The 18,000-nt window shown below is 45.2% G+C and carries 18 protein-coding genes; 6 read left to right on the top strand and 12 right to left on the bottom strand.

Translation table 11 applies throughout. The features are described from left to right. Nucleotides 1–36: 36 nt before the first annotated feature. From MYF79_RS21015 to MYF79_RS21005, 3 genes are all read right to left on the bottom strand, one after another. Nucleotides 37–399, bottom strand: coding sequence for a hypothetical protein (locus MYF79_RS21015; RefSeq protein WP_247809805.1), 363 nt, complete (start codon nt 397–399; stop codon nt 37–39). Nucleotides 400–426: 27 nt separating this feature from the next. Next, entirely contained in the window at nt 427–1,464 is a 1,038-nt protein-coding gene (locus MYF79_RS21010; RefSeq protein ID WP_247809803.1) for an adenylate/guanylate cyclase domain-containing protein, read from the bottom strand. A gap of 243 nt (nt 1,465–1,707) precedes the next feature. Further along, nucleotides 1,708–2,898, bottom strand: coding sequence for a PQQ-dependent sugar dehydrogenase (locus MYF79_RS21005; RefSeq protein ID WP_247809801.1), 1,191 nt, complete (start codon nt 2,896–2,898; stop codon nt 1,708–1,710). 276 nt (nt 2,899–3,174) lie between these two features. Between MYF79_RS21005 and MYF79_RS21000 the strand changes: the two genes are divergently transcribed. Together MYF79_RS21000 and MYF79_RS20995 are read left to right on the top strand one after the other, a co-directional pair. Continuing rightward, complete coding sequence (locus tag MYF79_RS21000; protein ID WP_247809799.1) at nt 3,175–3,321, top strand: hypothetical protein; 147 nt, start codon at nt 3,175–3,177, stop codon at nt 3,319–3,321. 166 nt (nt 3,322–3,487) lie between these two features. Further along, a complete protein-coding gene (locus MYF79_RS20995; RefSeq protein WP_247809797.1) occupies nt 3,488–4,645 on the top strand; it encodes a glycoside hydrolase family 43 protein in 1,158 nt (385 codons plus the stop codon). A gap of 104 nt (nt 4,646–4,749) precedes the next feature. Here the strand turns inward: MYF79_RS20995 and MYF79_RS20990 are convergent, their stop codons facing one another. Beyond that, complete coding sequence (locus tag MYF79_RS20990) at nt 4,750–5,112, bottom strand: DUF2200 domain-containing protein (protein ID WP_247809795.1); 363 nt, start codon at nt 5,110–5,112, stop codon at nt 4,750–4,752. A 294-nt stretch (nt 5,113–5,406) separates the two neighbouring features. Between MYF79_RS20990 and MYF79_RS20985 the strand changes: the two genes are divergently transcribed. Both MYF79_RS20985 and MYF79_RS20980 read left to right on the top strand, forming a co-directional pair. Further along, complete coding sequence (locus tag MYF79_RS20985; protein WP_247809794.1) at nt 5,407–5,808, top strand: hypothetical protein; 402 nt, start codon at nt 5,407–5,409, stop codon at nt 5,806–5,808. A gap of 257 nt (nt 5,809–6,065) precedes the next feature. After that, nucleotides 6,066–6,341 (top strand): aldo/keto reductase, encoded by a 276-nt coding sequence (locus MYF79_RS20980; RefSeq protein ID WP_247809792.1) that lies wholly within the window; start codon nt 6,066–6,068, stop codon nt 6,339–6,341. Here MYF79_RS20980 and MYF79_RS20975 read toward each other — a convergent pair. From MYF79_RS20975 to MYF79_RS20955, 5 genes are all read right to left on the bottom strand, one after another. Beyond that, nucleotides 6,321–7,232, bottom strand: coding sequence for a helix-turn-helix domain-containing protein (locus MYF79_RS20975; protein ID WP_247809790.1), 912 nt, complete (start codon nt 7,230–7,232; stop codon nt 6,321–6,323). The two genes, MYF79_RS20980 and MYF79_RS20975, sit on opposite strands and share 21 nt — an antisense overlap. 2 nt (nt 7,233–7,234) lie before the next feature. Continuing rightward, the gene (locus MYF79_RS20970; protein WP_247809788.1) at nt 7,235–8,152 is read right to left on the bottom strand and encodes an SDR family oxidoreductase; all 918 of its coding nucleotides are present in this window, start codon (nt 8,150–8,152) and stop codon (nt 7,235–7,237) included. Between the two features lie 139 nt (nt 8,153–8,291). Further along, complete coding sequence (locus MYF79_RS20965; protein WP_247809786.1) at nt 8,292–11,480, bottom strand: reprolysin-like metallopeptidase; 3,189 nt, start codon at nt 11,478–11,480, stop codon at nt 8,292–8,294. Between the two features lie 414 nt (nt 11,481–11,894). Continuing rightward, a complete protein-coding gene (locus MYF79_RS20960) occupies nt 11,895–12,824 on the bottom strand; it encodes a CPBP family intramembrane glutamic endopeptidase (protein ID WP_247809779.1) in 930 nt (309 codons plus the stop codon). A 324-nt stretch (nt 12,825–13,148) separates the two neighbouring features. Continuing rightward, the gene (locus MYF79_RS20955) at nt 13,149–13,742 is read right to left on the bottom strand and encodes a TetR/AcrR family transcriptional regulator (protein WP_247809778.1); all 594 of its coding nucleotides are present in this window, start codon (nt 13,740–13,742) and stop codon (nt 13,149–13,151) included. A 119-nt stretch (nt 13,743–13,861) separates the two neighbouring features. On the opposite strand from MYF79_RS20955, the gene MYF79_RS20950 reads away from it, so the two are divergent. Next, nucleotides 13,862–14,680 carry an alpha/beta fold hydrolase gene (locus tag MYF79_RS20950; RefSeq protein ID WP_247809776.1) on the top strand — a complete coding sequence of 273 codons (819 nt, stop codon included), beginning with the start codon at nt 13,862–13,864 and terminating at the stop codon, nt 14,678–14,680. 59 nt (nt 14,681–14,739) lie between these two features. Here the strand turns inward: MYF79_RS20950 and MYF79_RS20945 are convergent, their stop codons facing one another. The 3 genes from MYF79_RS20945 to MYF79_RS20935 form a co-directional block, all read right to left on the bottom strand. After that, nucleotides 14,740–14,976 carry a VF530 family DNA-binding protein gene (locus MYF79_RS20945; protein ID WP_247809774.1) on the bottom strand — a complete coding sequence of 79 codons (237 nt, stop codon included), beginning with the start codon at nt 14,974–14,976 and terminating at the stop codon, nt 14,740–14,742. Between the two features lie 298 nt (nt 14,977–15,274). Continuing rightward, nucleotides 15,275–16,471 carry a metallophosphoesterase gene (locus MYF79_RS20940; RefSeq protein ID WP_247809773.1) on the bottom strand — a complete coding sequence of 399 codons (1,197 nt, stop codon included), beginning with the start codon at nt 16,469–16,471 and terminating at the stop codon, nt 15,275–15,277. A 173-nt stretch (nt 16,472–16,644) separates the two neighbouring features. Then, nucleotides 16,645–17,085, bottom strand: a complete 441-nt coding sequence (locus MYF79_RS20935) for a winged helix-turn-helix transcriptional regulator (protein ID WP_247809771.1) — start codon at nt 17,083–17,085, stop codon at nt 16,645–16,647. Between the two features lie 183 nt (nt 17,086–17,268). On the opposite strand from MYF79_RS20935, the gene MYF79_RS20930 reads away from it, so the two are divergent. After that, nucleotides 17,269–17,991: a hypothetical protein gene (locus tag MYF79_RS20930; RefSeq protein WP_247809769.1), complete on the top strand. Its 723-nt coding sequence runs from the start codon at nt 17,269–17,271 to the stop codon at nt 17,989–17,991. The last annotated feature ends 9 nt before the right edge of the window (nt 17,992–18,000 follow it).

Genomic DNA, 18,000 nt, shown 5'->3' with positions numbered 1-18,000 from the left:
CTCATCTCAAGTCAGATTGCGGAATCTCCTTCCTTATCAGCATAACCAGAATTTCTTATGGACAAAATCTATAACGCGGGGCCCATCTGAACAGCCACCGACGTATGGCGCCAGTTTGTCACTGGAATGGTGGCCAATAATCCATTCTCCCGTTTTACGATGTTGCATGATAATACCACAATCGATCACTTCTCCCTTTTTCCCTGAAAGATTGTTACCATTGTGAATAACATAGATGGAATCTCCTTTAATCTTTACGAGTACGGTAGCGCCCAAAGATCTTCCCTGGTATTCAGCAAAGGCGACCTGATAGGTATAAGTGCCGTTTTTCGGCCGCTGTGCGTAGCTCTTGCAGGCGTAGATGACAAATAAAAGTAGCGTGATAATTATATGTTTCATAGATAGAGACTGCCTAATGGAATTGTATTAAACTATGATTGATTTTAACGCAACCAGTTGCATTTCTTTTTGCTTGCCTTTCAGTTTGATGGAACCTAAGGTTTGTACTGCGATGTTACCCGCCAGGCGAAGGGACGCTGCCAGGTCGCCGGAAACGATGATCTCCTCATTGAATTCCTTGCACATATTCTGTATGCGCGATGTGGTATTCAGCACATCGCCCGAGTAGGTGATATCTCTTTTAATGATGCCCACTTCACCAGCTACCACCTTGCCGCAATGAATACCTGCTTTGAAAGTAGGTGCAAGCCCGTAACGCCGCATATATTTACTGTTCAGCTGTTGGAGGTGGTATTTGATATCAAAGAAACATTGCACGCATTTGCTGTCCTGAATGCCATCATTATATTTCCAGGCTACGATGACCTCATCACCTACGTATTGATAGATCTCTCCCTTATTGTCAAGAATGGGATTAGTAATATCCGTGAATATATCCTTCAGGAACGCATGGTATTTTTTGTCGCCTAGCATTTCTGCAATAGTAGTAGAGGAATTCAGGTCAAGGAACATGAAGATCCTGCTTTCTTCCTTGGGCGTGTTATACTTTCCCCGCAGAATATTCCAGAAAACGCCCTGCCCAAATTTATTGTTGATCTGAAGGAATAGTTGGGTGATGGCGACTATGACGCCCCAGATCATACAATTCTTCAGTATCCTGAGCGGGTCAGAAGGAATGCCGAAGACCCGTAGTACTATATTCACAATGGCAATCACTGCCAGGAACGATATTAGTACTGTCGCAATAGTATAACCATAAGACTTATCCCGGAACTTCACGTTTACATAGAAGACAAGCAGGCTGCCACCTATCATGGCTCCTATCAGGGCCGCCCCCATGTTAATAATTACCGCTTCTGCAATGGTGTATTTGGGCGAAGGAGCTATTGCATTGGTGGTGAACAAAGCCAGGCGGTCGTATAGCGGAATAAAAAAGCCTACTACCAGCCATATGGCTGTAATGATTCCCAATTGCTTCAATTTGTAGGATGTCCTCCTGTTCATGGTCCCGGCGGAAGGTTTGTGCACCCAATATATCCCTTTTTCGGGTAAAATGGTACTGCGGGATGTTATTGCAATTTGGCGGGTGGAGGGGCTGCTCTGTTCGCAAAGGTTGGTAATACTGCTACAGCATGTGGAACTGTTACGTTACTGGAGCGATAGGGGAAGGGATGCTTATTGAGCAAAAAGAGCCGACCATATGGCCGGCCCTCTCTGAATTCAGTCCTGATGTACTAAACGCAATAATTAGTTCGCCGTAACACGGTATACACTGTTCCCTGTGTGCGATACAACATACACTTCTCCGCTTTCAGTTTCCCCGAAGTCAACAATCCCTGTTGGAGAAAGTGTTTGAGTAGTAACTGTCCATCCGCCGGAACCGCCAGGTACAATCTTATAAAAAATACCGGAATAGAAATCGGCACCCAGGTAACAGCCCTGTAAAGAAGGATAGGCCGTTCCTCTGTACACTACGCCGCCTGTTATACTTGCTGAAGGGTTCTGTGTTGCATAAGCATGCACGGGGAAGATATAGGTTGTTCCATTACATCCGGCGGTGTTATATGCGGCATTGCCTTCATAACAACGCCATCCATAATTGGCGCCAGCTGTGGCAGATGCAGCGCGGAAGTTAATTTCTTCCCAGGAATCCTGTCCTACATCACCTATCCACATATCCTGAGTGGCTCTGTCAAAGCTCCAGCGGTAAGGGTTACGTAAGCCATAAGCATATACCGCGTTGGAGAATGGATTGCCCGGAGGAATTGTGTAATATGGCGCAGTAGCAGAAGTGTTAACTGCCAGGCGCAATATCTTACCCAGCAGCACTGAAGTGTTCTGTGCGTTGTTCGGAACATCACCGGCACCACCGCCATCGCCGGTAGACAGATACAGATATCCATCTGTACCAAAATGAAGTTCGCCACCATTATGGTTTGAATTGGTAGGATGCGGAATGGTTAACACGATGACTTTTGATGCAGCATCTATTGTATTAGGACTGCCGCTGTTGACATGATACCTGGCAAGCTCAAGATTGCCAGCGGTATTGGTATAATAAACATAGACAAATCCATTGTTCGCATAGTTGGGGTGGAAGGCCATGCTAAGCAGCCCCCTCTCACCATTGGTGCTGAGGTTTGATACGGTGCCAAATACACCAATGAAATTAAATGTGGAATCATACACTCTTATAGTCCCGGCTTTCTGCGGTATAAAAATGCGTTTACTACCGTCTCCGGCGTTCACGAACTGCATAGGCGCATTTAAACCGGAACTAATTACCGAGCGTAATGATACCTGTGGCGCTGCGGCCGCGCTTACAGCCGGTGTCTTTTTTATTAGGTTATCTTCCTCCGATTTACAGCTGAATATTAATAGTGTCAAAAGGGCTACAGACAGCAGCTGGCGGGGAAATACACTTGATAGATTTTTCATACTTTGAGGGTTAAGATTTGAATTTTAAAAAGGGTTTCATCAGGACTGACTCAAGAATAGTTTCCGTGCTTAATCATTTGCGGTACTATGATAAATGTAACCAAAATATCGGGAGGATATTCTCCTTAAAGCGTATGAAATAACATACCGCGTTGCGTATTGTCAAATCCACTTTATGCCATTTGCCGGTATGCAACCAGGCGTATCTGTTTTTCAGAAAACTTGTTTTAGCTTTGTCCTGATAATGATTGTTCAAATGGTGGGGACGATGGGAGGATGAAGACCTTTTCACTCGCAAGGCATAGCCAGCTCTTCTCCGTGCCCGATAATGGCGGTGAATACCTTTTCGTAAGCGCTGGTGAGCCATATCACGAAGAGCCGTACAGGGCCGAGAGTTATGCGATCGTTTATGTGGCAGGGTAGTACATGAGACGCAGTATTTCGCAGATCCCTTTGATGCGCCGGCATGGAGAAGTCAATGGGTGCAGTCCTAAAGGCAGCATAAACGGCTTGAAGTATAACCAATATCAAAAATTATTCTATTTTTATCGGCCATAGGACCGCTTGGTCCCCGATAAACCCGTAAATAATGAAACGATTACCACGTATCCTGACCGGATTTTCCTTGCTGACTTTGGCCCTCAATAGCACAGCATCATTTGCACAGACCCATAAGCCCGCCGTGGCAGAGACTTACCAGAATCCGGTATCTGTTGAATTTGGCGATCCATACGTACTACATGTCAAGGGAGGGAAGTACTATATGTATGGAACAGGTGGTGCAAGAAATGGCTTTGCAGCTTATTCCTCTGCCGACCTGGTTCACTGGAAAGAAGAGGGGCAAGTATACTATGCTGCCAACAGGAATGGCTGGAGTGACTCCACAGCAGCCTGGGATGGCGCTTACTGGGCGCCGGAGGTGTATGAGTATAAAGGGAAGTTTTATATGTTTTACAGCGCACAATGGAAGGATAACCCGCATCATGAAGAAGAGAATTTTCGTATTGGTGTAGCTGTGGCAGATAAGCCTATCGGGCCATTCATTGATATACATAAACGCCCTGTTTTCGACCCCGGTTATCCTGTCATTGATGCGAACGTGCTTTTTGATAAAAATGGCAAAATGTACCTGTACTACTCCCGTTGTTGCTATAAGCATCCGGTGGAGAGTGAGGTAGCTACCTGGGCTAAACAAAATGGGCTGTATAATTCCATTGAGGAAAGCTGGGTATACGGCGTTGAGCTTAAGCCGGATTTTAGTGGAGTGATCGGTGAACCGGTGCTTTTATTACGCCCTCCGGTTAAAATGGACGATAAACAGGCTGAATGGGAAAGCCGCTCGGTTACTTCAAAAGAAGTCAACCGCCGGTGGACAGAAGGTTCCGTAGCCTTCAAAAAAGGCGATACCTACTACATGATGTATTCTGCCAATTATTTCGGTGGAAAGAATTATGCGGTGGGATATGCTACTTCCAAAAGTCCGCTGGGACCATTTACCAAAGCAGCCAACAATCCTGTTCTGCAGAAGAACGTCGACAAAGGCGGAGTGGTAACAGGTACAGGGCATAATAGTATTACCTATTCTCCCGACGGGAAAGAGATGTTATGCGTGTATCATGCCCGCACATCGGCTTCCGGCGATAAGCGTGTTGTCTTTATTGACCGGATGAAGATCTCAAAGGATGGTATGCTTACAGTAGAGGGACCTACGACGGCGCCACAGGCGATGCCTGGAGGAAGTAGATAGGAGTAATGGGCATTTGGTATTGAAAGCCGTTTGCCCATAATTTAGGATGTCGACGAGGGAGAAGCTCATGCTGGGTTTATTTATTGATCTGAATTACGTGCAAGTCAGGCCCGTAATATCTTTTCCATTTTTTTACCTTTTGCCAGCTCATCAACCAGCTTGTCCAGATACCGGACCTGCCGGGTTAGCGGATTCTCAATGTCTTCCACGCGATACCCGCAAATTACGCCGGTAATGAGACTTGCATTAGGGTGCAATGACGCCTCCTGGAAGAAGGTTTCAAAAGTAGCTTTTGCTTCGATCAGTTCCTGCAGCTTTTTATTATCGAAGCCTGTCAGCCATGTGATCACCCGGTCCAATTCTTCCCTTGTTCTGCCTTTCTTTTCCACTTTTGCCAGATACATAGGGTAGACTGAGGCGAAGGTCATTTTTGCGATACGCTCATCGTGTGTGCTGGTATTGCTCATATCTTTTATTTTAAATTTCCTGATAGTTTAATTCGTCTCCATACAGGGAATCAGCGGCATTGTCTGAGGCCCGGCGATCGTGCGGCCGTTTAGCGCCCCTGAGTTTATCCAGGTATGAAATATTAGGATTTTATTAGCAATATTAACAAAAAGGATAGTTATCTTCATGGTATGATACGTGCCATCCTTTTAACCGCAATTTTAATGTCGGCTCTAGCTGTAAAGGCTCAGCTCCCTTTATTTTCCGGGGTTCAGGATAACACATTCCCCGTCTTTAGAAATACCAGTCAGCGGATGGATACCAATTACCTCCGGAAGAAATGGTTTGTTACAAAATCAGCCGGTATTTCCACAGGGTTTATCGCGTATAAGGGAGGAAGCAGCAGCTATTTGTCTGCTCCTTTGGCACTGCAGCTTACCCGGCAGGTAAGTAACAATGTATATGCTTTTGGTAGTCTTTCCGCAACGCCTTATGTTTTACAGAACAATGGTGGTATATTTTACCAGTCAGGTCCTGGCAAGAATTACAGTTTTATGAGATCGAATAATTTTGGTGTTTACCCCACCGCCAGAATAGGTTTGATGTATACTAACAGTGAGCGGACCTTTTCTGTTTCCGGTAGCATCAGCGTAAGCAGCAGTAGTTATAATACCTATTCACCTGTTTATACTCCAGTTAATTCTCATGTGCAATAAGCACTATAGCAATCAGGCGATTGTGAAGCAAATCGCATTGTTCCCCGTTTTGATCTTTTAGATAGGCGGAGGGCCCGGCAATATCTCTTTAAAAAATAGCATAAGATAAAAAATGTGATGTAGATCACCGCAGGTAGCGGAAATTTCTACCGTACTTCATATCCTGCTCCGAAAGATAGACAAGGAGGAATTTTAAAAGAGTATTCTGTATAGATGAACTTGTTTGGTTAGTCGGATGAGTAAAAAAATATAGGAACATGAAGACAAATAACAACATTCAAATGCCGGCATTAGGGTTTGGTACCCTGATCCCCGATGCCGCTACGACAATAAGCGCTACCAAAGATGCATTGCAAGCAGGATTCCGGCATTTCGACTGTGCGGAGCGATACAGGAATGAGACAGAAGTGGGGCTGGCGTTGCGGGAAGGCCTTGCTGCCGGACCTGTATGCTGTGTAGAAAATGCCCTTAAGGTATTCGCGGCGCAAACCTGGAACTGGCCAAAGTCATATTTAGCTGCCTTCCTGAAATGATCTTCTGAATTCCACCGGTGATAGATTCGTTTTTATCTTGAATAACTTGCTGAATGACTGTGGATGCTCAAACCCGAGCTGATACGCAATTTCACTGACGGATAGGGTGGTGGTCGACAATTGTTCCTTCGCCTTTCCGATCAATTTCTGATGGATATGCTGCTGTGTATTCAATCCGGTCAGCGTCTTCAGCATACTGCTTAAATAGTCTGGTGAGACATGCAGTGCCTCTGCGACATATGTCACGGTTGGCAGTCCTGATCCTTTGTCAAAATAAGTTTGCAGCACATCCTCCAATTGTCCTAGGAGCTGATGATTAGTCATTCGCCTGGTCAGAAACTGCCGTTGATAAAATCGTTCTGAATAATTGAATAAGCACTCCAGGTGTCCGATGATGATATTATGACTGAACTGGTCGATATTCGTGCGATACTCCTGTTCAATATTGGCAATGATCTGGTTGATCGTTATCTCCTCTTTCTCCGACAGGAATAACGCCTCATTCACAGCGTAGTCGAAAAACTCATATTGCCGGATCTTCTTCGCCAGTGATGTATTCCACAAAAAATCCGGATGTACGAGCAACATCCATCCGGAAGGATGGCCCGGTATCGGTCCTTCCAGTTCAAAGCCTATCCGCTGACCGGGCGCCATAAACGACAGCACTCCTTCATCAAAATCAAAATCCTGCTGCCCGTACTTCACTTTAATCTGTCCGCAAAAGCCCTTCTTCAATGCGATCATGTAGAAATCCGGTATCAGCAATTTAGGACCTTTAGGGATCTCTGTAAGACTGCCAATGTCGATCACGCTGATTAAAGGATGCAGGGTTTTAGGCAGCGCCCTCAGCTGCAGAAATTCAGTGATCGTCTTTACCCTGTGCGGTTGCATGCTTAAATATACCTCTTTGCAAATTCCCTGGCAAAATCCTTTAGCTTCACCTTGCCCAGTACCGGCCTTTGACGTTCATACCGGGCGAGTATGCTCCCGTCATGAACGGCTGCCTGCATTTTTACCAGGCTGGCTGCCAGTTGCTCCGGCAATCCCGCCATCTTATAACCCTGCAACATTTGTTTATCTGAGATCCTGATCCATTTCATCCAGGGCTTACCAATAGCGCCCCCCAATATTGCGGCTACTTCGTTGCAGGTCAGTTCCTCACTTGCCACATATCTTATCTTTATGCCTGTAACCGGCGTCTCCAACTCTTCCAGAGCCGCCGCCGCGATATCTTCGGGAGCCACCAGCACGATCCTGTCATTGTCGCCATAATTCCCCAGCAGCAGGCCTCTTCTTCCAAATAACGCCCTGATGCCATAGGCGCGCAATCCCATCGCCAGTCCCATCATGCCTTTACCACGCATCATATCCATCATCTGATAGAAGTTGGTATAAAATATGGCGGGACGCAATTCTGATACATTCACGCCCGGCAATTGTCTGTATACTTCCGTCATATCATGCCCGGCCACTTCCGCTGCCCATCCGCTTAGAAACACTACTTTCCTGATACCCGCATGTTGAATGGCGGTTACATAATTTGCCGTGACCTGTTGCATGTGCGCGTCCTGGTCTGCCACAGAAAAATCAAAGGGCACCATACAATAAACGGCATCTGCACCCGTAAAGGCTTCTGCGACAAACTGCGCGTCTGTCAGTGAGCCGATATAGGCCTTTGCACCTGATTGCTCGATCTCTTTTCGCTTGTCAGGATTGCTGCTGATCACTGTTACGGAATGGCCTTTCTTTACTAACGCCGTACTAAGCGGCCTGCTGATGTTCCCCAGGGAACCTGTAACTACTATTTTCATGTGTCAAAGATACCAGTGCCAGTAAAGACGGATGTAGCCAAATCCGGAGAGCTTGTAACCAAATCCGTACAGTTATTGAATAAAAAAAGCCAGTGCCCATTTGGGCACTGGCTTTCTTGTATACTGTCCTGTATTGTTTTTATTGTTTAATGATCTTCGTCATGCTTACGTCTTTAGCTCCGTTCTTAATCCTTACCATATAAACACCTGCAGGCAATGCAGAGACGTCGAGTTGCGTGTTAACCGGATTCATTTCACGACGCAATACCACGCGGCCATTCACATCAAAGATACTTACCTCTGATTTTCCTTTGAAACCTGTAAGGTTAACATTCACCACATTATTCACAGGGTTCGGGAATACCAGCACTTTCGCCACATCGCCTGTATTAACGTCAGACTCACGGCTGGCAGTACCTAATTGTACCCGCAATGTATAGCAGGACGTAGCGCTGTTAGCTCCGCTGTAACCATATACCTGTGCATAGTAGGTACCCGGATTGAGGGTTCTGCTGATGCTTTCGCTGCTGGTGCCGCCTGCCTGTGAAATATTGAGCTGTGAGCCGGAGCTGTTCAGCAGTTTCAGGTCGTAATCGGCAGGTAAGGTACCCAATGTAATGGTAATGGTACCGCGGCTACTGATCACAAATTTATAATTGTCAATATCGCCGCTTGGGCTGATGAGGCCAGTTACATCCGTATTGAATGGAATGGTCGCAGCACCGCTGGTCGTTCCATTGGTTGAATTATCCAGTGTATTTGCACAACCACTTACTGTTAAGGTGGTGAACTGTGCAGTAGCATATGTGCTGTTGCCGCCGGAACAATTTGTTCTCACTCTCCAGTCATATAATGTAGCTGATGTTAATCCGCTTAAATTAACAGATGTGGATGTAATGCCGCTTGCAGCATTGGTCCATGTGGAAGATGAATTAGGCTTGTAATCTACATCATAGCTTACAGCACCGCTTACAGCCGTCCAGGCAACAGTAGCTCCCGTACTTGTTACAGCTGAACTGGTCAAACCGGCGGGTGCGTTACAGGTGCCTCCTGTGGTGGTGAATTGTGCTGTTGAATAAGCACTGCTACCGCTGGAGCAATTAGTTCTTACGCGGTAATCGTAGGTAGTGCCTTCTGTAAGGCCGGTTAAGCCTGCAGAAACAGCTGTTGTTGCTGTTGCCGCATTGATCCATGTAGAAGACGAACTGGCTTTATAATCCACATCATATGAGGCAGCACCGCTTACAGCCGTCCAGCCTATGGTTGCCGATGTATTGGTAACAGCGGATGCAGCCAATCCTGCCGGAGATGCGCAGGAAGAGCCTGATGTGATAGTAAAGTTGGTATTGGAAATATCAAAGAAAATATTTCCTACAGCTTCTATTTTTATTCTTGCCGTTGTAGTGGGCGTATTAGGAATAGTTACCGCCTCACTACCATCATTAGGCGTGCTGGCTACTAATGTGCTGAATGTATTACCTCCGTCTGTGGAGATGGAAATCTTTACATTGGCGCAACTAACAGGAGATGCGGTTGTACTGGCGACATTCCAGGTAATTGTTTGTGATGAATTGCCGGCCCAGGACACTGCGGTATTTGGCGCCGTTACCGAGAATGGACCTGATGAATTGGTAACGGTTACAGTCATGTCGGCAAAGTTGGTCTGCCCGATAGTAACTGGCGCCGTGGAGCTATATGGAGCATTGTCCCTTACCGTTAATCGAAAATGCAAAGTTCTTGCAACAGAGCTCAGTGCTTCTGTATTGGCTCCTGCATCGCCACCTGACAATGGACCGGATACTAAACCACCAGCCAGAATAGTGGCCAGCTTGGGGAAGTATCTTGTTGGCGAAGTGCTGGGGGCAAATGAGATCCAGTTGGGGCCAGATGCTTTGGTAGCGCTGGCCACGCTGCTGCTGCCTGTTTGAGAGGAGGACGCGTTGTCATTTTGTTCCCAGCAGTAAGTCAGTACATCGCCGGCATTAGCATCGGTAGCTGAACCGGTAAGTGCAAACGGCGTGCTGATGGGAATAGTGTAGTTAGCGCCGGCATTTACAACGGGTGTTGCGTTGTTGGCAGATATACTGGTAGTTACCGGACAGGTTTTACTGGAAAGGTTTGACTGTATCTGTGCAATAGAAGCAGCATGATAGATGTCAATAGAATGGGGAGCAAGGTCCTGGCTGGTAATACCGGCATATCCCATGATAGTTATACCTGAACCGGGTTCCACGTTCACACCTGTGCCTTCATTGCTCATGGAGAAGGTATGGTTGGCGCCTAACTGGTGTCCTACTTCGTGTACTACATAGTCGATATCGAAATTATCGCCCTGTGGGATATTATCGGCAGGGGAAGTAAAACCACTTCCTTTTGAATTGTCGGTACAGATACAACCGATACAACCGGCGTTGCCGCCGCCACCGGATGCACCGAACAGGTGGCCGATATCGTAATTCGCAGCGCCGATCACGGAGTTCAATGTGTTTTGCAGCTCACTGTTCCATGCTCCACCAGCACCTGTGCTGGCTGCGGAGTAAGGATCTGTGGAAGGATTGTAATAGAACACATTGGTAGTAGCTGCGATCAGGTTAAGGTGGATCGCAAGGTCTTTTTCATAAACGCCATTGCACCGGGTAAGCGTGGCATTGACAGCCGCCAGTACCAACGACACCTGTGAGGAGCTGGTGGCGCCGAAATAATTTGAGTATTCAGCAGTAACTGATTGAGCCAGGCGTAATGTTTTGGCATCGCCGGTTGACCTGCCGGCAGGATTGGGCAGCTGATTGCCTATGTTAGCTGCCAGTTTTTGCTCAGGCGTGGAACACTTCCATGGCAGGGTTTTCGGTTGTTTTTTGAAGACAGTGTAAACAGTATGGTCGGCAGAATAAGGTTCAATGAACTCATTTTCCTTTCCTGTACGGAAGACCATTGTTTGTATGCCCTGCGGAGAGATGCTCAGCTTTAATGTAGCTGTTTTGTCTGTAATACCCCTTCCTGAAAATGCCCTTATTTCCGGGAATTTAGCCTGTAATGCGGGTTCGAAGTTAGAAGCTTCTGTAATTTCAAATTGTTCAATTTGTCCGTCTGCGTTAGGCAGAGAGATGATGGTGGAATGTGCGGAAGCATTGCTTACCGTTTTAAATACTTCATTCCTTAGAGGCGCTAAATTCAGATCATATAATTTGAATTCAGCCGGAAATGCAAGTCGGGCTATGGCTTTGTCGGTAACGATCCTGGCGCCGGCTGCGTGTGGCTGCCAGTAATTCTGTGCAAACGACATTGTACTAAACAACAATGCTGTTGCAAGAAGTAGAACTTTGCTCATGTAATTAGGGTTTAAAGGTGAGATATTGTTATTTCATAAATGTAGATTAACTCCCTGCGATCGGAATTATAGTGGTCGACAGTATCGGAATGCCATGGGCTATACGAAGTTTGGTATGGTATAATTATACAGATGAAGAAGTATACATAATTGGTAATTTATGATATGGGTTATTGGTTGTTAATGTCATTGTTCATGAATGATTCCTGGATATGGTACGCTCAACGTCAAACAAATCAGCATAATGACTAAACGAAAGGGACTCCCGTATCTGGGGTGGGGCAGAAAACAGGGTACGGTTATAGTCTTGCTGTAAGGAAGATACGAAATTTTTGTTGAAAAAAATCCATTATCTCTTTAGCCGCCATGGGCATGGGGCTATTGTATTATAAAGGAGGAAACTGATTTTTCAGGCTATTTCCCTATTGATTCTATGTCTTCCTGGAAAGCCATTTTTACGACCGGTTTAGGTATGCTTTTGCGGAAATACCATAATAGGCCTACAGTAAGCAGCAGGCATATCAGTGCTGTATACCAGGGTGTTGCTGATGGATGGTAAGGGTCTTCATTTGACCATTGGCGCTGGTAAAAGTAGGATTGAAACCAGTTTTCTGAGCTGGATATGAAATCCGCAAGAATTGACAGCCAGAGATTTTCTGTCAGATAGTAAATGACGCCCAGTATGATGCCAATGAGGATCATAGATGCGAACCATTGCCATTGGAAGAAGCACGCGCTGAAAATAACAGAAGCGATAATAATGGCGAACCAGGGAGCTTTGGGCATCATACGCACAAGCACTTGTTGCAGTATGCCCCGGAAGAAACATTCTCTCGCTATGGCGGGTATCAATGCAAACAATAAGAGGTTAAGCAATAAATAGCCGAAATTGGGCATTTTCATTATTGCATTTCCAACATCAATCATACTCTCCGTTCTTTGTATGGATGATTGTGCCATACCCCATGTGTAATTCCAATCATATAAAAGGCCTGACATCGGGTTCGCTAAAAGGAGAATAATGATGACGAATATGGCTGGTTTTAACCGGACGGGTTTATTTAGGTCCAGCCAGTCTGTTTGTCCGGGCGCTACTATTCTGGCAAAGAGGAACGCTGGTAATAAGTATAAAAAAACAGGGTCCAGGAATGTTATTACTTTCCAGGCAAGAATTATTTTTGGATCAGAGAGGTCTGCCTGCTGAAGGTCGGTTAAGGCCGAACCGGTAAAAAGGGCAGATACAGCAAAGGATGCGAGTCCAAGCAGTAAGAGGGAACCGATATAAAGGCTGACTAGCAGCACCAGCTGCACGGTGCCGGAATATTGTTTAGGCGATCTGGCCATTGAGGTGTTTGATAGGTTGATAAATTGGATAAGTAATATTAAGGATTTTTTCCTTTCCCTGGTCTATGATTTTCTATGGTCGGCGCCTGTCAGTTATGCAATCTATGCTGTTTATCAAATTAGAATGGGGATGCTCATTTTCCGGAAAAGATCTTCCTGACGATGGTCATTGCTGAATTGTCGCACATCATAGCGCTTGCTTTTTCGGCCATCTCGTTTAATGTCAGGCCCGCCGCCCGGATGGTAATAATTGAAGTTCCGTTGTAGTCATCCTGGAAGGACGCTTTTTTAGCTAAACCTCCAACCGGTAAATTGTAAGCGATCTTATATTATCAGCATATTCAGTAATATCTCTGTCTGCGGCATTGTAAACCTGCTTCCAAAAGTCATTTTAAATGCAGCCAGGCCTTGTGTAGCAGCTACCAGCATGACAGCAAGCTGTAAAGGATCGCCCTTTACAAAGATACCCTCCCGTTGCCCTGCTTTGATAATGGCGGCCAGCAGTTCCAGCGATTTCAACTTACGCGTATTTAGATCGTCATTTTGTGAATCGTCTTTTGTCTCAAACTGTTGGCCGATAATGATGAAGTAGCATATCTCTGGATGTTTCTGGACACCCGTCAGAAAACCATGGATGAAGCCTTCAACTTTTTCCCTGGCGCCTGTTCGTTGTTTTTTCAAGGCGCTTAATAAGGCAATGGACATATCCATTGCCTCATTGGCCAAAGCCAGGTATAACTCGTCTTTGGACGAATAGTAATGGTACATCAATCCCAGGCTGATCTGCGCTTTTTCCGCTATTTCTTTGATATTCGTTCCTGCCAGTCCCTTTCTTGCAAATAATTCCAGTCCGGCTGTTTTTATTTTCCGGACGGCTTCCTGACGCATTTCCTCAAACTGCTCTTTAGCTTTAGGCATGAGAATCTATAATTGAAAAATTGTTCAATTATAAAGATTTTTCGGCAGAAATAAAAAAAAATGTAATAGGAGCATCCTTTACTTTTACGATTGAAAATTGTTTCAACCATAAAAATTATATGGCATCTTTTGTAAAAAATACCACTTCCTCTGCGGATGGTATGATCATCACCTATGAAACAACCGGCCAGGGACCAGGACTTATTATTGTACATGGTGCGCTGACGGATATTGAAGAATATACAGAACTGGCGGTCTTTCTTTCCGGCAAATTCACAGTTCATTTGATGCAGCGCCGGGACAGGGAGGGGCATTGTGAATTGTATAAGATAGAAGATGATTGTGAGGATTTGCTGGCAGTACAGCGGGCCACTGGCGCCGTATTGCTGTTCGGCCATAGTTTCGGGGGGCTGGTAGCTTTGGAGACTGCTGTATTGTTTAATCCTTTCGAAAGGATAATTGTTTATGAGCCGGGAGTTTCTATACATGGGAATTGGGACTGGCTAACTGTTTATCAATCTGCCATGGCGCGTAAAAAATACCACCTCGCTTTTGCCGTATTTGTACAGGGCATGGGACACAGTCCACTAAGTAAAGCTCCAAGGTGGCTGGCGACCTTAATTTTAAGATTAGCGATAAGAGGCAAGGAGTGGCAACTGAAGAAGAAATTGCTGGTAAGTAACCTGCGTGAACATCAGGAGGTAAAGAGACTTGAAGGCAGTTATAGAAAGTACGCAACATTGTCCAGCCCTGTTTTATTGGCTGGCGGGCAGGCAAGTCCTCCGTTTATTCATGACATGCTGAGCATATTGGCGGGAGTGATTCCGGCGTCGCAGGTCATGATGCTGCCAGGGCTTCATCACCTGTCGCCGCAGAATGGCGAGGTTCCTGCATTATTGGCCGGTCACATCGTTGAGTTTTTTGATAGCCCGGTTTAATCTATTCAGAAGCGGGCGGCAATTGTTGAGATAGGAAATATAAGCCAACTACCGGAGGACTATTTCAATTTTCCTTCCCGCAGGGTGTTTTTATAGAACTCCTCTACCTTGGTTCTTGCCCAGGGCGTTTTGCGCAGGAATTTAAGGCTGGATTGTATGGAAGGATTGCTGATAAAGCAATTGATCCGGATCTGGTATCCCAGTTCATCCCAGCCGTAGGTGTCTACGAGCTGTGTGATGATCTTTTCAAGTGTTATTCCGTGTAATGGATCTTTTGATGTATTTCCTGCTTCCATATACTGCTATTGTGGGGCGAAGATACGACAAGGTTTCATTAGTAATCCGCTATATCATCTATTACATTTGTTAGTCGTGTCATTTCCGTTCTACGTGAGCATATTTATACAATAAGACCGCTTAAAATTTTGGACTGTCAATACGTGTTTTGTAGGTCCTTTGCTGAGTGTACCGCGTTGTATTAAATGAAAAAGTTAACCTGGCATATGCCAGGTCAACTACCCAATATCTGTCGGTTATAATATAAAAGAATAGGGGAGGAACGAGACGCTCCTCCCAAACCTGCAATACTGTGCACTATGCCGGTTGACCTGAACCGCCCCGTTTCAGTGTAAGTACCGCTATTTCAGGCCATATGCCGATCCTGCCTTTTAAACCATGAAAGCCAAAGCCCCTGTTTACGTAGAGGTATTTGCCCTTCTGCTTGTAGAGGCCGGCCCATTGTTTATAGAAATATTTTATCGGGCTCCATTTGAAACCAAACAGCTCAATGCCAAACTGCATACCGTGCGTATGTCCGGCCAGGGTAAGATGTACATGTTGCTCATGGTCTACAGTTACTTCATCCCAGTGGGAAGGATCATGAGACATCAGTATTTTAAAAGAATTATCAGGTACCGTGGCCGTTGCTTTCTTCAGATCGCCATACTGATGAAAACCGCCTTTACCCCAGTTCTCGACGCCGATGAGGGCAAGACGTTCGCCCTGTTTGCTTATTTCTACCGCTTCATTCAGCAGTAATTTAAAGCCCGTTTCAGCATGTATCTCCTTTAAGCGCTCGAGATTAGCTGCTTTGGCCGCATTACTATCCCACCGGATATAATCGCCATAATCATGGTTGCCTAAAACGGAATATTTACCGTAAGAGGCTTTCAATTCTGTAAACATGGGAATCCATTGATCCATTTCTGAAGCCATGTTATTGACGAGGTCTCCCGTAAATAATAAGAGATCACTGTTTTGTGCATTTGCAAGATCGAGGCCCTTTTGTACGCCTTTGGCATCACTAAAGCTGCCGGAATGTACGTCGGATAGCTGCGTAATGGTAAAGCCGTCAAATGCTTCGGGAAGATCAGGGAAATAGATCGTTTCCTTTCTGATTTTGTAAAAATGCTTTCCGCGTGTGACACCGAAAATAATGATCAGAAAGATCAGGCCTGCCATTGCCAGCGCTATCTCACTTATATAAATACTACGCGGCGGAAAGCCCCGGAAGATGCGAACGATATCCTCCACTAACAGAATTGGAGAGGAGAACAATTTCGGGATGAAAATCAATAATATAGCCGTCATAAGCAGTGAAAGCAACCGTTGTACCTGCATCCCGGCCCTGAACATAAATATCGTTGAGATTAAGCCGGCAATCAATAGGATATCAAGGAACCAATAGCTCAGCTGGAGCATCGGATTTTGAGTAAGTGTAGTGACAGCCTGGTAGAAATACATATCGCCCACAAAAAACAGTAGCAATATCAGCGAAAGCCTTTTAGCCATATAAATAAAAGCATGTTTACATCAGTAGACGAACAACAAACAGAAATATTTTAATTGAGTAGGTGAATAGCACAGTTATACCTGAGTATGCCAGGCGAATTTTGCCGGGTTAGTTGCTAAGCATTGCCGTCACAGCGCCAGCAGATGGGCTATACGTGTCAGATGGCAGCCATTCAGGTATTCAATGCGGTATTGGACTTTTGTGAGCGATAGAGCTGGAGATGTTTTGAAGTAAGTTCTTTGATTACCCCGGCTTTGTCTTTCCGGAGCGCTGCCGTCAGTTCTTTTTGTAAGTTATTATTGTGCTGGGACACCCCCCAGAGCGCCAGTTCTATTACAATCGGAATAATGGTAGTCCCTTTTTCCGTCAGGCAATACCCCGTTCTGGCCTTACCTGCAACAGGATATTTCATAATAAATCCTTCTTCCTCCAGCATTTTCAGCCTATCCGTTAATATATTGGTGGCAATACCTTCTCCCGATTGAAGGAAGTCTCCAAAGGTATGTTTACCATGTAATACAATGTCTCTGATAATGAGCAAGGTCCATTTATCTCCAAAAAAATCAAGACTGAAGCTCACTGGACATTCAGATCTTTTTTTTATCTCTTTCATGTTGATCCTAAACGCAGGTTTTACTTGCAATTCGAAAGTGCAAAGGTAAGTATTATTATACTTTTTTAATCATTTTTTGCTTTTGTACTTGCAAAATACAAGTGAAAGTGCATATATTTGCACTTGTTATTTGCAAGTAAATTAAAGGTATTTTGTAATTTATGATCTTTTAAAATAATGGAAATGAATGATTTATTGAGATTGGTGATAGAAGCATACGGCGGGGCCGGGAATTGGAGGAAATTTGAACACGTATCTGCCAGATTAAAGATAGGAGGTGTAACCTGGGCTATGAAGCAGGTCCCAGGCATAATGGACGACATAAACGTCATTACAAGCACACGAAGGCAGTATGTATCCTTTTATCCTTTTGTTCAGAAGGACTGGCATAATTCATTTGAGCCCGACAAGGTGGCTATCATCAACGACGAAGGAAAGGTAATAGATGAATTATTGCATCCCAGGGCCACTTTTGAGGGGTATCAAACATACACTCCCTGGTCGAAGCTGCAGTTGACTTATTTTAGCGGTTACGCGATGTGGACTTATCTGAATGTTCCGTTTTGCTTTCTGGATCCAGGCTACAGCTTTGTGGAGCTGGAGCCATGGGAGGAGAATAATGAAGTATACAGACGTTTGCAGGTGACCTTTCCTGAAAACGTGGCGACTCACAACCAGGTGCAAACTTTCTATATTGACAGGGAAGGATTGATAAAGCGGCACGACTACAATGTTGAAATTCTTAGCAATGCTGCATCCGTTCATTATCTGTCGGATTATACTGAAGTGCAGGGTGTCAAATTTGCCACTAAAAGACAAGTATACGCAAGATTGGAAGACAATACTCCCAAGTTACCTGAGCCAATGTTTATCTCGATAGATATTAGCGATATCAGGCTTGGCTAAAAGGTCAGT

Source organism: Chitinophaga filiformis (assembly GCF_023100805.1).
In the GTDB taxonomy this organism is placed as follows: Bacteria; Bacteroidota; Bacteroidia; order Chitinophagales; family Chitinophagaceae; genus Chitinophaga; species Chitinophaga filiformis_B.
This window is presented reverse-complemented; position numbering and strand designations above follow the sequence as displayed.

Coding starts and splice junctions, on each gene's coding strand:
- MYF79_RS21015 (WP_247809805.1), bottom strand. CDS start 399: ATGAAACATATAATTATCACGCTACTTTTATTTGTCATCTACGCCTGC.
- MYF79_RS21010 (WP_247809803.1), bottom strand. CDS start 1,464: ATGAACAGGAGGACATCCTACAAATTGAAGCAATTGGGAATCATTACA.
- MYF79_RS21005 (WP_247809801.1), bottom strand. CDS start 2,898: ATGAAAAATCTATCAAGTGTATTTCCCCGCCAGCTGCTGTCTGTAGCC.
- MYF79_RS21000 (WP_247809799.1), top strand. CDS start 3,175: ATGAAGACCTTTTCACTCGCAAGGCATAGCCAGCTCTTCTCCGTGCCC.
- MYF79_RS20995 (WP_247809797.1), top strand. CDS start 3,488: ATGAAACGATTACCACGTATCCTGACCGGATTTTCCTTGCTGACTTTG.
- MYF79_RS20990 (WP_247809795.1), bottom strand. CDS start 5,112: ATGAGCAATACCAGCACACACGATGAGCGTATCGCAAAAATGACCTTC.
- MYF79_RS20985 (WP_247809794.1), top strand. CDS start 5,407: ATGGATACCAATTACCTCCGGAAGAAATGGTTTGTTACAAAATCAGCC.
- MYF79_RS20980 (WP_247809792.1), top strand. CDS start 6,066: ATGAAGACAAATAACAACATTCAAATGCCGGCATTAGGGTTTGGTACC.
- MYF79_RS20975 (WP_247809790.1), bottom strand. CDS start 7,232: ATGCAACCGCACAGGGTAAAGACGATCACTGAATTTCTGCAGCTGAGG.
- MYF79_RS20970 (WP_247809788.1), bottom strand. CDS start 8,152: ATGAAAATAGTAGTTACAGGTTCCCTGGGGAACATCAGCAGGCCGCTT.
- MYF79_RS20965 (WP_247809786.1), bottom strand. CDS start 11,480: ATGAGCAAAGTTCTACTTCTTGCAACAGCATTGTTGTTTAGTACAATG.
- MYF79_RS20960 (WP_247809779.1), bottom strand. CDS start 12,824: ATGGCCAGATCGCCTAAACAATATTCCGGCACCGTGCAGCTGGTGCTG.
- MYF79_RS20955 (WP_247809778.1), bottom strand. CDS start 13,742: ATGCCTAAAGCTAAAGAGCAGTTTGAGGAAATGCGTCAGGAAGCCGTC.
- MYF79_RS20950 (WP_247809776.1), top strand. CDS start 13,862: ATGGCATCTTTTGTAAAAAATACCACTTCCTCTGCGGATGGTATGATC.
- MYF79_RS20945 (WP_247809774.1), bottom strand. CDS start 14,976: ATGGAAGCAGGAAATACATCAAAAGATCCATTACACGGAATAACACTT.
- MYF79_RS20940 (WP_247809773.1), bottom strand. CDS start 16,471: ATGGCTAAAAGGCTTTCGCTGATATTGCTACTGTTTTTTGTGGGCGAT.
- MYF79_RS20935 (WP_247809771.1), bottom strand. CDS start 17,085: ATGAAAGAGATAAAAAAAAGATCTGAATGTCCAGTGAGCTTCAGTCTT.
- MYF79_RS20930 (WP_247809769.1), top strand. CDS start 17,269: ATGAATGATTTATTGAGATTGGTGATAGAAGCATACGGCGGGGCCGGG.